The following is a 14,745-nucleotide window of genomic DNA, read 5'->3' on the forward strand; positions in this document are numbered from 1 at the left end:
GACGGCTGCCTGCTCAGGGAGACTTCTCTTCGGGGCTCTTCTCCAGGGCCTCCCGCTGGGCGAGCGCCCAGTCTCCACCCAGCCCCTCCCCTTCCCGGAACCGCTTGAAATCACGGCGGACGAGCCGGGGATAGCGCCGGAAGGTGTCCAGCTCCCCCGCCTTCTTGGCCTGCCAGATGCGGGTGGGGCCGGCGTTGTAGGCCATGAGAGCCAGGTCCAGGTCGCCGAAGCGGTCGTTCAGCTCGCGCAGGTAGCGGATGCCCAGGCGCACGCCCAGGGCCGGATCCGAGGCCACCTCCTCGCGCGACAGGCGCAGCCCCTGCTTCTCCGCGAGGAAGTGCAGCGTGCTGGGCTTGATCTGCATCAACCCCCGAGCGCCCTTCTCGGAGACGGCCTCCTCGGTGAAGTCCGACTCCACGTCGATGATGGCGAGGATCAGCAGCGGGTCATACCCCGTCCGGCCGGACTCCTCGGCGATGGCGTGGACGATCTGCCGGCGCAGGGTGAGACCGAGGTCCGGGGCCCGCTTGGCGAGCACCGCGTCGATGAGCGCCGCGTCGGGGGGCGTCACCTCGAAGCGAGAGGGCTCGGCCACGAGGGGCACCTCGGGAGGGGCGAACAGGGGCACGGCCCGGGCGGAGAGCACCAGGGCCACTCCAGCCACCAGGGGCAGCTTTCCACACCCCGAGCCGAGTGCATGAAGCCAGCGGAACAGCCCCTCCCCACGCCGCCCGCCTGGAGCGGAGGGGGTGGCCATCACTTGCGCTGCCCCAGAGCGTCGATGCGCTCGGCCAATCGGATCAGCCGTGCCTCGATGTCCTGGATATCCTCCCTGCGGGGAATCTTGATGGTGAGCAGGGCGCGCTTCACACCCTCCTCCACGTTGTGCTCCAGGTCCTTGCGATGACCCGCCAACCGCTCCGTCAGCAGACGGCCCTGGCGGATCATCTCCTCCTGGCTCCACCCGGCCAGCTCGGCCACGCGCTGCACGGTGCGGGCGGCCTCGTCCTCGGCGGTGGACACGGCCAACAAGGCCTGGCTCCACACCCGCTCGAACGTCTCGGCCAGCGGGCGCTTCTGCGGGGTCTCCACCTTGTCCATGCAACGCTCTCCAGCACGGCTCCCCGGGCCCGAGTCCCGGAAAGCGGGGTAAGGACAACCGAGGTAAGCACAGCCCTCGATTGAAGGAAACGCCTCCCACGCTCGCCCGCCTGCTCCAGGCGTCCACTGCTGGATGCTCGCCCGGTGAGCCCGGGTCGACCTCCATGGTTCCCTTCGGATTAGTGCACCAGCGCGTCACCCGTCAAGCCGTGAAACCGTAAAGAGCCGAAAAGAAAACCGCCACCCCGGAACAACCGGAGCGGCGGTGGGAACTTCAAGACAGCGGGTGCGGACTAGGCGGCACCGCTGGTCTGGGAGCCCTCGGGCCGGCCGCCGGTGGGGGGCAGGCTCGGAGCGACATCGTCCTCGTGGGCGATGGCCAGGGCGGCCTCCATCTCGGAGATCTCGTCGGCGGGGCTCTCCACCTCGATGTCGAGGTACTTGTAGTTGGGGAGACCCGTACCGGCGGGGATGAGCCGACCCATGATGACGTTCTCCTTGAGGCCGCGCAGGTAGTCCACCTTGCCGTTGATGGCGGCCTCGGTGAGCACCTTGGTGGTCTCCTGGAAGGAGGACGCCGAGATGAACGACTCGGTGGAGAGCGAGGCCTTGGTGATGCCGAGCAGCAGCGGCTCGCCGACGGCGGGACGCATGTCCTTGGCCATGACCTTCTCGTTCTCCTCCTCGAACACGTACTTCTCGACCTGCTCGTCGACGAGGAAGCTGGTGTCGCCCACGTCGGTGACGCGCACGCGGCGGAGCATCTGCCGGACGATCACCTCGATGTGCTTGTCGTTGATCTTCACGCCCTGGAGCCGGTAGACCTCCTGCACCTCATCCACCAGGTAGCCCGCGAGCGCCTTCTCGCCGAGCACCTTGAGGATGTCGTGCGGGTTGGCCGAGCCCTCCATCAGCGCCTCGCCGGCCTTGACGCGGTCACCGGCGTGCACGTTGATGTTCTTGCCCTTGGAGATCAGGTACTCCTTGGCCAGGTCGGTGCGCAGCTCGCCGTTCACCTCGGGGGTGAGGATGAGCTTGCGCTTGCCCTTGGTGTCCTTGCCGAAGGACACCACGCCGTCGATCTCCGCGATGGCCGCGGCGTCCTTGGGCTTGCGGGCCTCGAAGAGCTCGGCCACGCGGGGCAGACCGCCCGTGATGTCCTTGGTCTTCGTGGTCTCGCGAGGCACCTTGGCGATGACCTCACCGGCGTGGATCTCATCGCCGTCGTTGACGGTGATGATGGAGCCCTGGGGCAGGAAGTAGCTGGCCGGCGCCTTGGAGGACACGAGGTTCTTGGTGTTGCCCTCCTCGTCGCGCAGGGTGATGCGCGGACGGGCCTCGGGGTCCTTGGACTCGACGACCGTCTTGCGGCTGAGGCCGGTCACCTCGTCCAGCGACTCGTTCATCGTGACGCCTTCGATGATGTCCTCGAAGCGCACGGTGCCGCCCACCTCGGTGAGGAGGGGGATGGCGAACGGATCCCACTCGGCCAGCAGGGTGCCGGCCTCGAGCTTCTGGCCCTCCTTCACGAGGATGCGGGCGCCGTAGATGACCTGGTAGCGCTCGCGCTCGCGGCCGGTCTCGTCGACGATGACGAGCTCGCCGTTGCGGTTCATGGCGACCAGGCTGCCGTCCTTCTTCTGAACCGTGGCGAGGCCGGAGAACTTCACCGTACCCGCGTTGCGGTTCTCGAGGCTGGACTGCTCGGCGCGCCGCGTGGCCGCACCACCGATGTGGAAGGTGCGCATCGTGAGCTGGGTACCCGGCTCGCCGATGGACTGCGCCGCGATGACGCCGACGGCCTCGCCCACGGACACCTTGCGGCCACGGGCCAGATCACGGCCGTAGCACTCCACGCAGATGCCGCGCTTGGCCTGGCACGTGAGCACCGAGCGGATCTTCACCTTGTCGAGGCCGCTGTTCTCGATCTTCTTGACGCGGTCCTCGTCGATCTCCTCGTTGGCGCGCACGAGCACGTCGTTGGTGACCGGGTCGAGGATGTCATCGAGGGCCACGCGGCCCAGGATGCGCTCGCCGAGCGGCTCGATGATCTCTCCGCCCTCGACGAGGGCGCCGATGAACAGGCCGTCCATGGTGCCGCAGTCGTACTCGTTGATGATGGCGTCCTGCGCCACGTCGACGAGACGGCGGGTGAGGTAACCGGAGTTGGCCGTCTTGAGGGCCGTGTCCGCGAGACCCTTACGGGCACCGTGGGTGGAGATGAAGTACTGGAGCACCGAGAGGCCTTCACGGAAGTTGGCCGTGATGGGGGTCTCGATGATTTCACCGGACGGCTTGGCCATAAGGCCGCGCATACCGGCCAGCTGACGGATCTGCTGGGCGGAGCCGCGGGCACCGGAGTCGGCCATGATGTAGATGGGGTTGAACGACGGCTGCTTGCGCACCTCGCGCTTGCCGTCCTTCTCGCCCACGGCCTCGTCCTGGGAGATCTGCTGCATCATCTCGGCGGCCACCTTCTCGGTGATCTCCGCCCAGATATCGATGACCTTGTTGTAGCGCTCGCCGTCGGTGATGAGGCCCTCGAGGTACTGGTTCTCGATCTCGGCCACCTCCTTGCGCGCGAAGTCCAGGAACTCCTGCTTCTTGGCAGGAATGATCATGTCCTTGAGCGCGATGGAGATACCGGCACGGGTGGCGTTGGTGTAGCCGAGCGACCGGATGCGGTCGGCGAGCAGCACCGTCTCCTTCTCGCCGGTGAGGCGGTAGCAGAGGTCGATGAGGCCACCGAGCGACTTCTTGTCGAGCACCTTGTTGATGGCGTCGAAGCCCACCCGGCGCGGCACGATGTCCCAGAGGAGGACGCGACCGACGGTGGTCTCCTTGCGCTTGCCGAGGATGCGGCAGACGATCTTCGCCTGCAGGTGCACCTCGCCGTGGTCGTACGCGGCGCGGACCTCGTCGGGCGAGGCGAACACACGGCCCTCGCCGTGAGCGAACTCGCGGGCGCGGGTCATGTAGTAGATGCCGAGCACCATGTCCTGCGTGGGGACGATGATGGGCTTGCCGTTGGCGGGGCTGAGGATGTTGTTGGTGGACATCATCAGCACGCGGGCCTCCATCTGAGCCTCGATGGAGAGCGGCACGTGGACGGCCATCTGGTCACCGTCGAAGTCCGCGTTGAAGGCGGCGCACACCAGCGGGTGCAGCTGGATGGCCTTGCCCTCGATCAGCACGGGCTCGAAGGCCTGCATGCCGAGGCGGTGCAGGGTGGGGGCGCGGTTGAGGAGGACCGGGTGCTCGCGGATGACGTCCTCGAGGATGTCCCAGACCTCGGGACGCTCCTTCTCCACCATCTTCTTGGCGCTCTTGATGGTGGTGACGTACCCCTTCTCCTCGAGCTTGTTGTAGATGAACGGCTTGAAGAGCTCGAGCGCCATGATCTTCGGCAGGCCGCACTGGTGCAGGCGCAGCTCGGGACCGACGACGATCACGGAACGGCCGGAGTAGTCCACGCGCTTGCCGAGCAGGTTCTGACGGAACCGGCCCTGCTTGCCCTTGAGCATGTCGGACAGGGACTTCAGCGGCCGCTTGTTGGGGCCGGTGATCGTCTTGCCGCGGCGGCCGTTGTCGAACAGCGCGTCCACGGCCTCCTGGAGCATCCGCTTCTCGTTGCGGATGATGATGTCCGGGGCGTTGAGCTCCTGGAGCCGCTTGAGGCGGTTGTTGCGGTTGATGACGCGGCGGTACAGGTCGTTGAGGTCCGACGTGGCGAAGCGGCCACCGTCCAGGGGGACGAGCGGACGCAGGTCGGGCGGGATGACGGGGATGACGTCGAGCATCATCCACTCCGGCTTGTTGCCGGACATCCGGAAGGCCTCGGCGACCTTGAGGCGCTTGGCGTACTTCTTCTTCTTGGCCTCCGAGTTGGTCTCGCGCATGTCGCGGCGGAGATCCTCGGACAGCCGGTTCACGTCGATCGACTTGAGCAGCTCGCGGACGGCCTCGCCGCCCATGCCGGCGGAGAAGGACTCCTCACCGTGCTCCTCGTAGAGCCGGTGGAGCTTCTCCTCGCTGACGAGCTCGCCGCGCTGCAGCGGCGTCGCCTTGGGGTCGATGATGATGTAGCTCTCGCAGTAGAGGACCTTCTCGAGCTCCTTGAGCGTGATGTCGAGCAGGTTGCCGATGCGCGAGGGCAGCGACTTGAGGAACCAGATGTGCGCCACGGGCGTGGCGAGCGTGATGTGGCCCAGGCGCTCACGGCGCACCTTGGACTGGATGACCTCCACGCCGCACTTCTCGCACACGACGCCGCGGTGCTTCATGCGCTTGTACTTGCCGCAGTTGCACTCGTAGTCCTTCACGGGGCCGAAGATGCGGGCGCAGAACAGGCCGTCCCGCTCCGGCTTGAAGGTGCGGTAGTTGATCGTCTCCGGCTTCTTGACCTCGCCGTGCGACCACTGCCGGATCTTGTCCGGCGACGCCAGCGCGATGCGGATGGCGTTGAACGAGAGCGGATCCTTCGGCTTCTCGAAGAAGTTGAAAATGTCCTTCACGGTGCCTCCGAATTTCTTCTGAGCGCGTGAGCGCGAATTCGTTTCGCCTGGCCGCCAGCGCCCGCCCGCTGAGGGAGCGGGCGCCGGGGGTCAAGCACGCTGGGACTAGGCCTCGGTACCGGTCTTCACGCGGTCCTCGCCATCGCCACCACCACCACCGAAGTCTCCGGAGAAGGAGCGCTGGCGCTCGGGCGGAGCGCTCTCCAGCAGCTCGACGTCGAGCGCGAGCGACTGGAGCTCCTTGAGGAGGACGTTGAACGACTCGGGCAGGCCGGACTCGAGGACGTTGTCGCCCTTGACGATCGCCTCGTACATGCGCGTGCGGCCCACCACGTCGTCGGACTTGACGGTGAGGAACTCCTGGAGCGTGTACGCCGCGCCGTAGGCCTCCATCGCCCACACTTCCATCTCTCCCAGACGCTGGCCGCCGAACTGGGCCTTGCCGCCCAGGGGCTGCTGCGTGACGAGCGAGTAGGGCCCGATGGAGCGGGCGTGGATCTTCTCGTCCACCAGGTGGTGCAGCTTGAGGATGTACATGACGCCCACGGTGACGTTCTGGTCGAACGGCTCACCGGTGCGGCCGTCGAAGAGCACCATCTGGCCGGTCCGCGGCAGGCGGGCCTCGTCGAAGAGCGAGTGGATCTCCGTCTCGCGCGCGCCGTCGAACACCGGCGTGGCGACATGGATGCCCTTCTTCAGGCGGTAGCACAGGCTCTTGACCTCGTCGTCATTGAGCCCGTCCACGAAGTCGCCGAAGGCCTTGTCGTCGTAGACGGTCTTCAGCTGCTTCTTGAGGTTCTCGCCGCTGTAGTTCTCGTCGATGTAGCGCTGCAGCTGCTCGCCCACGCCCTTGGCGGCCCAGCCCAGGTGCGTCTCGAGGATCTGCCCGATGTTCATGCGCGAGGGCACGCCCAGCGGGTTGAGCACGATGTCCACCGGACGCCCGTCCTCGAGGTACGGCAGATCCTCCTCGGGGAGGATGCGGGAGACGACGCCCTTGTTACCGTGGCGGCCGGCCATCTTGTCGCCCACGGCCAGCTTGCGCTTGATGGCGACGTACACCTTGACCATCTTGATGACGCCCGGCGGGAGCTCATCGCCCTTCTTGATGCGGGCGATCTTCTCGCCGAAGGCCAGCTTCACGGCCTCGGTGGTCTCCTCCAGGTTGCGGAGGATGTCGCGCAGCTTGCCGTCGAGCGGATCGCCGACGGAGATCTCCGTCCAGTACTTGTACGGGACGGTGGCCAGCAGCTCGTCGGAGACGATGTCCCCCTTCTTCAGGAGGATCTTGCCCTTGTCGTCCACGAGCTTGCCCTGGATCTCCTTGCCACGGAGCATGATCCGCAGGCGGCCGTAGGCGCTGTCGCGCAGGACCTTGATCTCGTCGTTCTGGTCCTTGAGGAGCTTGGCCTCCTCCATGGACTCGATCTGCTTGGCGCGCTCGTCCTTCTCGACGCCCTTGCGGCTGAACACCTTGGCGTTGATGACGGTGCCCACCACGCCGGGGGGCACGCGCAGCGAGCTGTCGCGCACGTCGCCGGCCTTCTCACCGAAGATGGCGCGCAGCAGCTTCTCCTCGGGGGAGAGCTGGGTCTCGCCCTTCGGGGTGATCTTGCCCACGAGCACGTCGCCGGGCTTCACCTCGGCGCCGATGCGGATGATGCCGCTCTCGTCCAGGTCCTTGAGGGCCTCCTCACCCACGTTCGGGATGTCGCGGGTGATCTCCTCCTTGCCGAGCTTGGTGTCGCGCGCGATGCACTCGAACTCCTCGATGTGGATGGACGTGAAGACGTCCTCCTTGAGGATGCGCTCGGAGATGAGGATGGAGTCCTCGAAGTTGTAGCCCTGCCACGGCATGAACGCGACGACCACGTTCTGGCCCAGCGCGAGCTCGCCGGTCTCGGTCGCGGGACCGTCGGCGATCACGTCACCCTTCCGCACCCGGTCGCCCTTGCGGACGATGGGCTTCTGGTTGAGGCACGTGTTCTGGTTGGAGCGCTGGTACTTCAGGAGGTTGTAGATGTCGACCTCGCTGGAGATGTCGAACGCGCCCGCGGCGGAGTCCGCCTTCACCACGATGCGGCTGGCGTCCACGCTCTCCACGATGCCGTCGCGCCGGGCCACGCAGGTGACGCCGGAGTCGCGGGCCACAATGGCCTCGATGCCGGTGCCCACGAGCGGAGCGGCGGTGCGCAGCAGCGGAACGGCCTGGCGCTGCATGTTCGAGCCCATGAGGGCGCGGTTGGCGTCGTCGTTCTCGAGGAACGGGATGAGGGAGGCGGCCACCGACACCAGCTGGTTCGGGGACACGTCCATCAGGTCCACTTCCTCGGCCTTGGCCTGGACGAACTCACCGCCGCGGCGAGAGGACACGAGGGCGTTGACGAACTTGCCCTTCTTGTCGGTCTCGGCGTTGGCCTGGGCGATCGTGTGCTTCTCCTCCTCGAGGGCGGAGTAGAAGGCCACGTCACCGGTGACCGAGCCGGCCTCCACCTTCTTGTACGGCGTCTCGACGAAGCCGAACTCGTTGACGCGAGCGAAGGTGGACAGCGACGCGATGAGGCCGATGTTCGGACCTTCCGGCGTCTCGATGGGGCAGATGCGGCCGTAGTGCGTCGGGTGCACGTCGCGCACCTCGAAGCCCGCGCGCTCGCGGGTGAGGCCGCCGGGCCCGAGGGCGGACAGACGACGCTTGTGCGTGACCTCGGACAGGGGGTTCGTCTGGTCCATGAACTGCGACAGCTGGCTGGACCCGAAGAACTCCTTGATCACCGCCGTCACCGGCTTGGCGTTGATCAGATCGTGCGGCATGAGCGTCTCGATCTCCTGGAGGCTCATGCGCTCCTTGATCGCCCGCTCCATGCGCACCAGACCGATGCGGTACTGGTTCTCCAGCAGCTCGCCCACCGCGCGCACACGGCGGTTGCCGAGGTGATCGATGTCGTCGATCACACCCTTGCCGTTCTTGAGGTCCACCAGGTAGCGGATGACCTCGAGGATGTCGCGCTTGGTGAGGATCTGCCCGTCGAGCGGCTCCTCGAGGCCGAACTTGAAGTTCAGCTTGAGGCGGCCGACCTTGGACAGGTCATAGCGCTCGGGGTTGAAGAAGAGGTTGCTGAACAGGTTGGTGGCCGTCTCCGGCGTCGGGGGATCACCCGGGCGCAGGCGGCGGTAGATCTCCATGATCGCCTGCTCGGGCGACTCGATCTTGTCCAGCATCAACGTCTCACGCAGGTAGGGACCCACGTTGAGGTTGTCGATGAAGAGGACCTTGAACTCCTTGATGTCGCGCTTGAGGAGCTCGTCGATCTTCTCCTGCGAGACTTCCTCGTTGCACTCGAGGATGACCTCGCCGGTGTTCTCGTCCACCACGTCGTAGGCGGACACCTTGGTGAAGAGCTCGTCCGCGTCGATGGGGAGCGTCTTCATCTTGGCCGCCTCGAGCTTCTTGATGGCGGCGCGGGTGAACTTGCGGTTCTTCTTGACGATGATGTCGCCCGTCTTGGTCTTGATGTCGCGCGTGGCGCGCTGACCGGGCAACAGCTCCAGCTCCACGGACTTCTCGAAGTCGGTGTTGCTCTGGAGGTAGATGGTCTCCGTGGCGTAGTAGTAGTTGAGGATCTCCTCGGTGGAGCCACGGAACTCCAGCGGGTTCTTCTTGGCGGTGTCGGCCACCGCGCCCAGGGCGCGGATGAGCACCGTGGCCGGCAGCTTGCGGCGCCGGTCGATGCGGACGTACAGGATGTCCTTGTGGTCGAACTCGAAGTCGATCCACGAGCCGCGGTACGGGATGATGCGGGCGTTGTAGAGCAGCTTGCCAGACGAGTGGCTCTTGCCCTTGTCGTGGTCGAAGAAGGCACCCGGGCTGCGGTGCAGCTGGCTGACCACCACGCGCTCGGTCCCGTTGATGATGAAGGTGCCGTTCTGGGTCATCAGCGGGATTTCGCCGAAGTAGACCTCCTGCTCCTTCACGTCGCGGATGGACTGGGCGCCCGTCTCCTCGTCCTTGTCCCACACGACCAGGCGCACGACGACCTTGATGGGCGCCGAGTAGGTCATGCCACGCTGGTGGCACTCATCCACGTCGTACTTGGGCTTCTCGAGGTGATAGCTGACGAACTCGAGCGAGGACGTCTCGTTGAAGTCCCGGATGGGGAAGACCGACTTGAAAACTCCCTGAAGCCCGATGTCCTCACGCTTCTCCGGCGGGATATCAGCCTGGAGGAACTTCTCGTAGGACTGCTTCTGGATATTGATGAGGTTGGGAATGTCGATGGTCTTCGCGATCTTCGCGAAGGTCTTCCGCACTCGGAAGTTGTTCTGGATCTGCGTCGGCATTCGAACTCCGGGGCGAGCAAGCTCAGGCGGGGCGAGCTTGGGTAACGCGCAGCGGCAGCGGAAAATTTAGAGATACGGAAAGGGCAAAGCCGGCGCACCCTTTCCGGGCACGCCGGCCTGCTCATCCGGTCAGGAGGCGGCGGGAATTTTCCGAAACCCGTCGCCAACCTGAGACACAGCAAACTACTTGATGTCGACCTTGGCGCCAGCCGCGGTGAGCTGGTCCTTGATCTTCTTGGCGTCGTCCTTGTTGACGCCCTCCTTGACGGTCTTGGGAGCGCCCTCGACCAGGTCCTTGGCCTCCTTCAGGCCCAGGCCGGTGATGGCGCGGATCTCCTTGATGACGTTGATCTTGTTCGCGCCGGCGTCGGCGAGGATGACGTTGAACTCCGTCTTCTCCTCGGCGGCGGGAGCGGCGGCGCCACCAGCGGCGGGGCCAGCGGCCACGGCCACGGCGGCGGCGGAGACGCCCCACTTGGACTCGAGCTGCTTCACGAGCTCGGCGGCCTCCATCACCGTGAGGGTGGAGAGCTGGTCAACGATTGCATTCAGGTCAGCGGCCATTTCGATGTCCTTCTTTTTCTAGCGGCCTGTCTCCCCATGGGGAGGAAAAGGCCAGAGGGTTGCGGTGGGTTTGCTTCTGGGGGCTATTACTTGGGCTGCTTGTCCACGTTCGCCTGGAGCACGCGGGCCAGCTGGGAGCCGGGGGCCGCGATGGTGCGAACGAGCTTGCCGGCCGGCTGGTTGAGCATGCCGAGCAGCTGGGCGCGGAGCTCGGGCAGACCGGGCATCTTCGCCAGGGCCTTCACGCCCTCGACGTCGACGCGGCGGCCCTGCACGGACGCGCTGCGGACCTTGATGGTCTCGAGATCCTTGATGAAGTCCACGAGGATCTTCGCCGGAGCCACGACATCGTCGTAGCTGATGGCGATGGCCACGGGCCCCACGAAGTCCTGTGCAATGACCTCCACAGGCGTACCCTTCGCGGCGCGCTTGGCCAGCGTGTTCTTCAGGACCTTGTAGTCCACCTTGCCGTCGCGGAACTTCTTGCGCAGCTTGGTCACGGTCTCCACGTTCAGCTTGGAGAACTCCGCGACGATCGCAGTCTGAGCCCTCGAGAACTTCTCGTTGAGCTCCTTGATCAGTTCTTCCTTCTCGCTCTTGATCACTTGGTTTCACCTCCTCACGACACCCACCCGAAGGCGGGCTGGATTACCTGGGCCACAAGTGGCAGAGCGAGAGGAGCCCCGGAAGGCACCACACCGCACCTCCAGTCTCGGCAGGGCGACTCCACGAGTCGTTTGAACCCTGGGTGGTCTTCGTGGCTCCGACCGGTTGTCCGGTTGCCAACGGAGGGCACGAGTCCCACCCCGGGTCCCTGCTGTCTGGGACCAGGGATGTCTGAAGCGTCCCGTCTCATCGACGTGGCGCCTCAATTGCAAAAGCCGGGGCGCTATACCCGCGGCTTCGCGAAACGTCCAGCAAATTATGACTGCGGGCGTCAATCAGACGACGAAGGGGGCCTCCTGGATGAAGAGGCCCCCCTCCGTCTGAACCGACGACTCCCCTGCCCTACTTCTGACTACCGGTGGCGGGCGAGGATCTCGTTGGTGTCGATCTTGATGCCCGGGCTCATGGTGGCGGAGATGGCCACGCCCTTGAGGTAGACGCCCTTGGCGGTGGCCGGCTTGAGCTTCATCACCAGGTCCACCAGGGTGTTGAAGTTCTCGGTGAGCTTCTCCGGGGTGAAGGAGGCCTTGCCGACCTTGACGTGGACGATACCGGCCTTCTCGGCGCGGAACTCCACCTTACCGCCCTTGGCGTCACGGACGGCCTTGGCCACGTCCATGGTCACCGTGCCCACCTTCGGGTTGGGCATGAGGCCACGGGGACCGAGCACCTTACCGAGGCGGCCGACCACACCCATCATGTCCGGGGTGGCGATGACGGTGTCGAAGTCGAGGAAGCCGCCCTCAATGCGCTTGGCCAGCTCGTCGCCGCCCACCACGTCGGCGCCAGCACCCTCGGCCTCGGTGGCGCGCTCGCCCTTGGCGAACACGGCCACGCGCACCGTGGCACCCGTACCGTGCGGGAGGACCACGGCGCCACGGACCATCTGGTCCGCGTGCTTGGGGTCCACGCCGAGGTTGAGCGCCACTTCGACGGTCTGGTCGAACTTGGTGGCGCGGGTGGCCGTGGTCTCCTTCAGGAGGGCGAAACCATCGGCGATCGTGTAGCGCTTGTTGCGGTCCACCTTCGCGATGGCCGCACGGAACTTCTTACCGGTCTGAGGCATGTGAAATATCCTGTTTCAGAAGAGGTGGAGGTGGAAGGTCAGACGACGTCGATGCCCATGGAGCGCGCGGTGCCAGCGATGGTGCGCTTGGCGGCCTCCAGAGAACCGGCGGTCGTGTCGTCGATCTTCTTCTTGGCGATCTCCTCGAGCTGCTTCTGAGTGATCTGCCCCACCTTCTCCTTGCCCGGCTTCTTGGCGCCCGAGCCCTTCTTCTTCTCGGTGTGCAGGCCCGCCGCCTTCTTGATGAGGACGGCCGCGGGAGGCGTCTTCAGGATGAAGGTGAAGGAGCGATCCGCATACACGGTGATGATGACCGGGATGATCAGACCTTCCTTGGCCTCCGCCTGGGTCTTGGCGTTGAACTGCTTGCAGAACTCCATGATGTTCACGCCCTGCTGACCGAGCGCGGGGCCGATCGGCGGAGCGGGGTTCGCCTTGCCGGCGGGAATCTGCAGCTTGACCTGTCCTGTGACCTTCTTCATTTGCTGAGGACTGCCTTTCGAGACGGTGGTTCGTACGGGCCGCTTGACGGGCGGCCCTCCCACCCTGGGTATCCCCGAGCGCTCACGCGCCGGGGAAGACTGCTAGCCGGTGGTCTTCTCCACCTGCATGAAATCGAGCTCCACCGGGGTGGCGCGGCCGAAGATGCTCACGAGCACCTTCACGCGGCCCTTCTCGGCGTTGACCTCTTCCACCGTACCATTGAAGTTGGCGAAGGGGCCGTCGATGACGCGGACGGTGTCGCCGTCGGAGAACTGCACCTTCGGCTTGGGCTTGAGCGTGCCCTCGGAGATCTGCGAGGTGAGCCGGGCCACTTCCTTGTCGGAGATGGGCGTGGGCTGCTCGTTCTGCGCCGCACCGGGGAAACCGGTGATCTTCGGCGTGTTCTTCACGAGGTGCCAGGAGCGATCATTGAGCTCCATCTGCACGAAGATGTAGCCCGGGAAGAACTTGCGCCGGGATGTCTTCTTCTCGCCCTTCACCATCTCGACGACCTGCTCCATCGGGATCAGGATTTCGCCGAACAGGTCCTGCAACCCCTCGAGACGGATCCGCTCCTCCAGGCTCTTCTTCGCCTGGTTCTCGAAGTTCGAGTAGGTGTGGACCACGTACCATTTCATCGCCATTACAACTTCCCCCAGATGGCGGGTATCCACTCAACCATAAGGTTGTAGGCGAGGGTGTCGATGCAGAAGAGCAGGACGGCCGCCACGACGGAGGCGACGATGACCGCCACGGTCGACGCCTTGGTCTCCGCCCAGGAAGGCCAGGTGACCTTCATCAACTCGGAAGCGACATCGAGCGAGAGGGCGTGCGTCTTGGGATTCACGTAGGCCCCCACCGCGAGCCCCGCGGCGAGCAGGAAGCCCACCAGGGTGGAGACCTGCCAGTCGACGCCGTCGATGATGACGGGGTCGCTCCAGCCGGCCCGTGCCCAGATGAGGCCACAGACGTGCTCCAGGAAGAGCGCGAAGATGATACCCGCGATGAGGAAGAAGATGACCACGAGCCGCTTCGGGTCCATCCCCGAACGGTTCGCCTGCTGGCTGGCCTCGGATGCCGCTGCCATGATTCCTCGCTGACTGAAAACTGCCTGATCCCGGAAACACAGGGACCCCCGGTACGTGGGTACCGAGGGTCCCTGCAACTAACAACTGGCAGGCCAGGAGGGATTCGAACCCCCAACACGCGGATTTGGAGACCGCTGCTCTACCGTTGGAGCTACTGGCCTAAACACCCGACCACAACAACCGAACTAGACCTTACCTTCCTTATGGACGGTATGCTTCCGGTCGCGGGGGCAGTACTTGCTCAGCTCGAGCTTGTCCTGGCTCTTCCGCTTGTTCTTGGTGGTGTAGTAGTTCCGCTCCTTGCACACCGTGCACTCGAGCGAGATGATGCTGCGGTTACCCTTGGGCATGACTTGAACTCGATAAGCACGAGGGGAAAGCCGTTTATCACAGCTCCCCCTCGGGGTTAACCACCCTGTTGGGACGGGCAGGAAGCCCGCCAACCAACTAGGCGATGATCTCGGCCACGACGCCGGCGCCCACGGTACGGCCACCCTCGCGAACAGCGAAGCGCAGCTCCTTCTCCATGGCCACAGGGGTGATCAGCTCCACCTCGATGGCGATGTTGTCGCCGGGCATCACCATCTCGACGTTGTCCGGCAGCTTCACCGTGCCGGTCACGTCCGTGGTGCGGAAGTAGAACTGCGGGCGGTATCCCTTGAAGAACGGGGTGTGACGGCCACCCTCTTCCTTCGACAGGACGTAAATCTGCGCCTTGAACTTGGTGTGCGGCGTGATGCTGCCCGGCTTGGAGAGCACCTGGCCACGCTCGAGGTCCTCACGCTTCAGACCACGCAGCAGCGCGCCGATGTTGTCGCCCGCGCGGCCCTCGTCCAGCAGCTTGCGGAACATCTCCACGCCCGTGACGACCGTCTTCTGCGTCGGGCGCAGACCCACGATCTCGATTTCCTCGCCCACCTTGATG

The 14,745-nt window shown here is 65.2% G+C and carries 12 protein-coding genes and 1 tRNA gene; all 13 read right to left on the minus strand.

The window, feature by feature from the left end; genetic code table 11:
• Window positions 1–13 precede the first annotated feature (13 nt).
• On the minus strand, window positions 14–757 hold the full coding sequence (locus tag AC16DP_RS02935; RefSeq protein WP_329732136.1) for a lytic transglycosylase domain-containing protein: 744 nt from the start codon (window positions 755–757) through the stop codon (window positions 14–16).
• Window positions 757–1,101, minus strand: a complete 345-nt coding sequence (locus AC16DP_RS02940) for a phasin family protein (RefSeq protein WP_329732135.1) — start codon at window positions 1,099–1,101, stop codon at window positions 757–759. The genes AC16DP_RS02935 and AC16DP_RS02940 overlap by 1 nt, the downstream gene beginning before the upstream one ends.
• Window positions 1,102–1,394: 293 nt before the next feature.
• Complete coding sequence (gene rpoC / locus AC16DP_RS02945; RefSeq protein ID WP_329732134.1) at window positions 1,395–5,615, minus strand: DNA-directed RNA polymerase subunit beta'; 4,221 nt, start codon at window positions 5,613–5,615, stop codon at window positions 1,395–1,397.
• Window positions 5,616–5,720: 105 nt separating this feature from the next.
• Window positions 5,721–9,953 carry a DNA-directed RNA polymerase subunit beta gene (gene rpoB, locus AC16DP_RS02950; RefSeq protein WP_329732133.1) on the minus strand — a complete coding sequence of 1,411 codons (4,233 nt, stop codon included), beginning with the start codon at window positions 9,951–9,953 and terminating at the stop codon, window positions 5,721–5,723.
• 183 nt (window positions 9,954–10,136) lie between these two features.
• Window positions 10,137–10,517, minus strand: a complete 381-nt coding sequence (gene rplL, locus AC16DP_RS02955; protein WP_329732132.1) for a 50S ribosomal protein L7/L12 — start codon at window positions 10,515–10,517, stop codon at window positions 10,137–10,139.
• 86 nt (window positions 10,518–10,603) lie between these two features.
• Window positions 10,604–11,122 carry a 50S ribosomal protein L10 gene (gene rplJ / locus AC16DP_RS02960; RefSeq protein ID WP_329732131.1) on the minus strand — a complete coding sequence of 173 codons (519 nt, stop codon included), beginning with the start codon at window positions 11,120–11,122 and terminating at the stop codon, window positions 10,604–10,606.
• Window positions 11,123–11,535: 413 nt separating this feature from the next.
• A complete protein-coding gene (rplA, locus tag AC16DP_RS02965; protein ID WP_329732130.1) occupies window positions 11,536–12,249 on the minus strand; it encodes a 50S ribosomal protein L1 in 714 nt (237 codons plus the stop codon).
• 38 nt (window positions 12,250–12,287) lie between these two features.
• The gene (rplK, locus tag AC16DP_RS02970; RefSeq protein WP_329732129.1) at window positions 12,288–12,731 is read right to left on the minus strand and encodes a 50S ribosomal protein L11; all 444 of its coding nucleotides are present in this window, start codon (window positions 12,729–12,731) and stop codon (window positions 12,288–12,290) included.
• 102 nt (window positions 12,732–12,833) lie between these two features.
• Window positions 12,834–13,376 (minus strand): transcription termination/antitermination protein NusG, encoded by a 543-nt coding sequence (gene nusG, locus AC16DP_RS02975; protein WP_043392853.1) that lies wholly within the window; start codon window positions 13,374–13,376, stop codon window positions 12,834–12,836.
• Window positions 13,376–13,819 (minus strand): preprotein translocase subunit SecE, encoded by a 444-nt coding sequence (secE, locus tag AC16DP_RS02980; RefSeq protein ID WP_329732128.1) that lies wholly within the window; start codon window positions 13,817–13,819, stop codon window positions 13,376–13,378. Before secE ends, nusG begins: the two co-directional genes overlap by 1 nt.
• 86 nt (window positions 13,820–13,905) lie before the next feature.
• Window positions 13,906–13,981 (minus strand) — tRNA-Trp (locus AC16DP_RS02985).
• A gap of 24 nt (window positions 13,982–14,005) precedes the next feature.
• The gene (rpmG, locus tag AC16DP_RS02990) at window positions 14,006–14,170 is read right to left on the minus strand and encodes a 50S ribosomal protein L33 (protein WP_043392848.1); all 165 of its coding nucleotides are present in this window, start codon (window positions 14,168–14,170) and stop codon (window positions 14,006–14,008) included.
• A gap of 97 nt (window positions 14,171–14,267) precedes the next feature.
• A partial coding sequence (locus AC16DP_RS02995) for an EF-Tu C-terminal domain-related protein (protein ID WP_483956612.1) occupies window positions 14,268–14,745 on the minus strand: 478 nt, incomplete at its 5' end.

This window comes from Archangium sp. (assembly GCF_057119385.1).

What these genes read in the sequence shown, in the direction of transcription:
- AC16DP_RS02935 (WP_329732136.1), bottom strand. Translation starts at nt 757, where the DNA reads ATGGCCACCCCCTCCGCTCCAGGCGGGCGGCGTGGGGAGGGGCTGTTC.
- AC16DP_RS02940 (WP_329732135.1), bottom strand. Translation starts at nt 1,101, where the DNA reads ATGGACAAGGTGGAGACCCCGCAGAAGCGCCCGCTGGCCGAGACGTTC.
- rpoB (WP_329732133.1), bottom strand. Translation starts at nt 9,953, where the DNA reads ATGCCGACGCAGATCCAGAACAACTTCCGAGTGCGGAAGACCTTCGCG.
- rplL (WP_329732132.1), bottom strand. Translation starts at nt 10,517, where the DNA reads ATGGCCGCTGACCTGAATGCAATCGTTGACCAGCTCTCCACCCTCACG.
- rplA (WP_329732130.1), bottom strand. Translation starts at nt 12,249, where the DNA reads ATGCCTCAGACCGGTAAGAAGTTCCGTGCGGCCATCGCGAAGGTGGAC.
- rplK (WP_329732129.1), bottom strand. Translation starts at nt 12,731, where the DNA reads ATGAAGAAGGTCACAGGACAGGTCAAGCTGCAGATTCCCGCCGGCAAG.
- nusG (WP_043392853.1), bottom strand. Translation starts at nt 13,376, where the DNA reads ATGGCGATGAAATGGTACGTGGTCCACACCTACTCGAACTTCGAGAAC.
- secE (WP_329732128.1), bottom strand. Translation starts at nt 13,819, where the DNA reads ATGGCAGCGGCATCCGAGGCCAGCCAGCAGGCGAACCGTTCGGGGATG.
- rpmG (WP_043392848.1), bottom strand. Translation starts at nt 14,170, where the DNA reads ATGCCCAAGGGTAACCGCAGCATCATCTCGCTCGAGTGCACGGTGTGC.